Source organism: Nostoc sp. CCY0012 (genome assembly GCF_963920855.1).
Classification (GTDB): Bacteria; Cyanobacteriota; Cyanobacteriia; order Cyanobacteriales; family Nostocaceae; genus Cyanocohniella.
This window is the reverse complement of sequence record NZ_CAWUDM010000213.1, coordinates 1-2,880: the sequence shown is the minus strand read 5'-3', so window position 1 is coordinate 2,880 and position 2,880 is coordinate 1. Positions and strand designations below refer to the sequence as shown.

Here is a 2,880-nt window from a genome sequence, read left to right as displayed (position 1 = left end):
TCTAGAGTGCCTTCTGTATCTTGGAAGTTGGCAGCTAGTTTTTTAAAGTCCCAGTTTTTGTTTCTGCCACAAGTATTAACAGCAAATTTCAACTGACTTTTTTGCAGTTCGCAGTTGCTATTTATCACAGCTTTTTCCCTCAAATACGTTGTTTTTTAGTATTTGGAGGGGGTTATCGCGCTGCTACACCTTATATCTACGAATTTTACTGTTTTGCTTGTTAAAAATTTTTACTTACCAAAAATTTGATAAATTTCGATGCAAAATTTTGCAGTGAAAATATAGAAATTTCCACAGAAATTCATATAATATGAGTAAGCAGCGCGGACTAATCTCTTTCGCCAATCTGTGGTTTCAGCTTCCAACTACAATCCACTTTCTTGGTTCTCTAGAGATAAACCCCGCTTCCCAATATTTGAAATATTTAATTTTTTCTTTCGGGCAAAGCGTTCACTACTGAGTGGCTCTTTGTCCTTTTAATTTTTGTGTCTTTTGTATATTCACCTCCGTTTTACGCTTAATTTCAGTACTTGCTGATTGTACAGAATTTCTTGCTGTCTTTCTTATATCTAACAATACTGGGATTTTTACTTGAAATTACTCAACAAGAGTTGATGATTATTCAAGACATGAGGCTTTGCACTCCACTTGTGCTGAGTTGGTCATTTGTTCTTCTCTTTTTCAGTTGGCAACGGTTCTACCTTGATATTGCGGACTCCTACTTCTATCAGGTATGCCGCTAGATTGGCAGTAGTTCGCCCTTGGTTCTCAGCTAGTGCTTCAAGCTGATCAAATACGGTATCAGGTAGCGTTACACTAAAACGCTTGCTCATGCATCATTTTTGCTTCAAAGTGCCTCCTAAATCATACGTTGTGATTCCTATTTAAGTTTAAACTGCTGCGGTATTGGTGTTAACTACATCTATTTTAAACTTATAATGCCACTAATTAACAGCATAATGCATCTAAATCGATGCTATAATATTTTTGTCAGCCAAAAAACGACACAAAACAAAGGCAATAGAAGCCAGAAAGTGCTGCTAAGGCTAACCAACAACTGGATATTTAGATTTAACGTTATTTGACTCAAAATAGCGTTAAATCCCCACAATTAAAGACTTTCAAAAATTTCTAAACCATGACAGTAACATTCGCCAATGCCAAAAATTGGCTCAATCAAGCTGATTTGGTTGCCAATTCCGGGATAAGTGACCTCATCGCCGGGAAAGACCCAGGAGCAGGGTATGGGAAAGCCATGTACGGTGATTTTTCCGTCATCATGCCCGCCGCCTACGCACTGGTTCGCAACCGTAACACCAGCCACCACGAAACCATCTCTAAAAATGGTGCTTGGGTGAGATATGTAGAAGGTTCGCGCCTCAACCTCAAAGACACTCAATATTTTTGGGGAAGTGCAGCGATCGCTCAAGCAGACCACACCCTACTACACGAAGATAAAGCCAAAAAAGCCGAACTAGCACTTGAATCAATCTTGGCTGACTTAGCAATTCTTAACATCCCGGATGGAGTAAAACTATCAATTAGTCTCAGCAACCACAACCCAGAACGCTGGGGTGAGGAAATCAAGCGCAGAGTCCAAGGTATTCACACCTTCCAGCACAAACACCCGATAAACCGTGAAATCGTCACCAAAACAGTTGAAATCGTCGTCACAGGCATATATCCAGAAGGATTTGGCAGCATTGCTCATTGCTTATTCGGTGAAAGCTCCTTAGAACTAGACCCATCAGAAATCGCCATCGCCCTTGATATCGGTTCATCAACATGGCTAATCACCGTCTTTAACGGCAGTGGAGCAGTCATAGACCGTCATTTACTAGAAGGTGGTGCGGGTGAACTGCACAGCATGATTGCAGAAGCCTTAGACAAGCGAAACGACCGAGTAAGCCTATTGTCCAAAGACGTAAAACACTCACCCAGCTTAGTCAACCGAGGGATTTTAGAAGGAACCTTCACCTATGGCGGGAATCACCTCACAGGCAAGAATTTTGAGCCAGAGTACGCCCAATGCCTAGATGAATGGTGGTCAACTCGGATTGAGAAATTTGCCAACTTTGTCACCTCTGGGAATTATTTAGACCGTGCCAAATATCTTGTCGCCTGGGGTGGGGGTGTTGCGCTTCCAGTCGTGGATCAGAACTTAGCCAACTTAGGCTTCACAGTTTTGAATCATCCCCAATTCATCAATGCCATCGGATTAAAGCTATTAACCGAAATCTCCACAGGAGCGTAAAACGTGCGTAACCAAATTTCTTACGAATCTCGGCGTATAACCATTTCTTACTTAGCAGTTGAAGAATTGTGCCAAATGTTCAACATTCCCAGTGACGCACCAACTCAAGCACTATCAGCAGCAGTAGAAAAGCTGATTTTTCAAGGTGGAGGCAGTGTGCAAGCATCGCCAAAAACTCAATTGCATACACCAACAGCAACTCAACCAAACAAAACAGGACTAGCAAACATGGCCAGTCAGTTTAAGGCAGTAGCGTCATGAACAACTTAAACAAAGTCTATGACTCAACCTTACTTACCCAGTCAAGGGTCTACCAAATTGACCGAACCTTATACAAATACCTGTACAAAATAGGCACTGGTACAGCACCACAATACATCTTTCGCCCACTAGCAGGACAGCGTAAAAAAGCAGATTTGAAATTGAATCACAAAGCTTTGATGAGTCGATGCTATGAGGTGCAAGGAATGTCTACTAAGTCCTCTGTACTCAGTCAAGAATCATTGCAGTTATCAATTTTTTGAGGTGAATTATGCACAATCAACCACTGCCAGAATTGATTTCACAAGCCCAGCAATTGTTAACTCAAATTAGGCAGCATCCACAGTACAAAGCATTGCAAATTG

The 2,880-nt window shown here is 41.5% G+C and carries 4 protein-coding genes; 3 read left to right on the top strand and 1 reads right to left on the bottom strand.

From position 1 onward, the window contains the following. Positions 1-662: 662 nt before the first annotated feature. Positions 663-833, bottom strand: coding sequence for a ribbon-helix-helix domain-containing protein (locus ACM0OS_RS28660; protein ID WP_414546571.1), 171 nt, complete (start codon positions 831-833; stop codon positions 663-665). A 305-nt stretch (positions 834-1,138) separates the two neighbouring features. On the opposite strand from ACM0OS_RS28660, the gene ACM0OS_RS28655 reads away from it, so the two are divergent. Genes ACM0OS_RS28655 through ACM0OS_RS28645 form a run of 3 tightly spaced genes read left to right on the top strand, consistent with a single transcriptional unit; the run spans position 1,139 to position 2,778 of the window. Further along, positions 1,139-2,254 carry a ParM/StbA family protein gene (locus ACM0OS_RS28655; protein ID WP_414546570.1) on the top strand — a complete coding sequence of 372 codons (1,116 nt, stop codon included), beginning with the start codon at positions 1,139-1,141 and terminating at the stop codon, positions 2,252-2,254. Positions 2,255-2,257: 3 nt separating this feature from the next. Further along, entirely contained in the window at positions 2,258-2,515 is a 258-nt protein-coding gene (locus tag ACM0OS_RS28650; RefSeq protein ID WP_414546569.1) for a hypothetical protein, read from the top strand. Beyond that, on the top strand, positions 2,512-2,778 hold the full coding sequence (locus ACM0OS_RS28645) for a hypothetical protein (protein ID WP_414546568.1): 267 nt from the start codon (positions 2,512-2,514) through the stop codon (positions 2,776-2,778). The genes ACM0OS_RS28650 and ACM0OS_RS28645 overlap by 4 nt, the downstream gene beginning before the upstream one ends. Positions 2,779-2,880 lie beyond the last annotated feature (102 nt).

Bases quoted from the DNA above. Each gene is read 5' to 3' on its own strand.
- ACM0OS_RS28655 (WP_414546570.1), top strand. From the start codon at position 1,139: ATGACAGTAACATTCGCCAATGCCAAAAATTGGCTCAATCAAGCTGAT.
- ACM0OS_RS28645 (WP_414546568.1), top strand. From the start codon at position 2,512: ATGAACAACTTAAACAAAGTCTATGACTCAACCTTACTTACCCAGTCA.
- ACM0OS_RS28660 (WP_414546571.1), bottom strand. From the start codon at position 833: ATGAGCAAGCGTTTTAGTGTAACGCTACCTGATACCGTATTTGATCAG.